Here is a 1,055-nt window from a genome sequence, read left to right on the forward strand (position 1 = left end):
CGTTCGCCCACGCCGTCGCCCAGGTCACCGTCGCCGCCTCCAAGGACGACACCCTGCCGATCCTCACCGCCGTGAAGGTGGAGATCGAGGGCGACACCATGACCTTCCTGGCCACGGACCGCTACCGGCTGGCCATGAAGGAGATCCGCTGGACCCCGGCGGACCCGTCCATCTCGACGTCGCTGCTCATCAAGGCGCGCACGCTCACCGAGGTCGCCAAGTCCCTCGGCTCCGGCGGCGACCTGGAGATCCTCCTCGGTCAGACCGCCGACCTCGTGGGCTTCGCCTCCGGTGGCCGCCGCACCACCTCCGTGCTCGTGGACGGCGAGTACCCCAAGATCCGCTCGCTCTTCCCCGAGTCCAGCCCCATCCAGGCCGTGGTGGACACCGCCGCCCTGGTCGAGGCGTCCCGCCGCGTGGCCCTCGTGGCCGAGCGCAACACCGCCCTGCGCATGGTGTTCACGGAGGGCCAGGTCACCCTGGACGCCGGCACCGGCGACGACGCGAGCGCCAACGAGTCCGTGCCGTGCACGCTCGAGGGCGAGGACATCACCGTGGCGTTCAACCCGTCCTACCTCTCCGAGGGCCTGGCCGTGGTGGACCAGCCGCAGGTGCGCTTCGCCTTCACGTCCGCGCCCAAGCCCGCCCTGCTCACCGGCGTGAACCAGGAGGACGGCGTCGTCTCCGACTACCGCTACCTCGTGATGCCGGTGCGCATCGCCTGACGCAGGGGGCCGGACGCTCCCGTGTACCTGTCCCACCACACCGTCGCGGACTTCCGGTCCTACCGCTGGGCCGACCTGGAGCTGACGCCGGGGTCCACGGTGCTGCTCGGGGCCAACGGGGTGGGCAAGACCAACCTCGTGGAGGCGATCGGCTACCTCGGCGCCCAGCAGTCCCACCGGGTCAGCTCGGACGCGCAGCTCGTGCGCTTCGGTCGGGACCGGGCCCGGATCGCCGGGCGCGTGCACCGCGGTTCCCGCACCGTCGCCCTCGAGCTGGAGATCCTGCCGGGCCGGTCCAACCGGATGGCCATCAACCGCGGCGCCCCCGTG

At 71.9% G+C, this 1,055-nt stretch carries 2 protein-coding genes; both read left to right on the top strand.

The features are described 5' to 3' along the window. Positions 1-725 (top strand): DNA polymerase III subunit beta (gene dnaN, locus AB0N07_RS52055; protein ID WP_365848132.1); only part of this gene is annotated, 725 nt, incomplete at its 5' end. A 21-nt stretch (positions 726-746) separates the two neighbouring features. Beyond that, the coding region (locus tag AB0N07_RS52060; protein WP_365848134.1) for an AAA family ATPase at positions 747-1,055 on the top strand (309 nt) is incomplete at its 3' end.

Origin of the sequence: Streptomyces sp. NPDC051172 (assembly GCF_040682555.1) — a bacterium.
Taxonomy (GTDB): Bacteria; Actinomycetota; Actinomycetes; order Streptomycetales; family Streptomycetaceae; genus Streptomyces.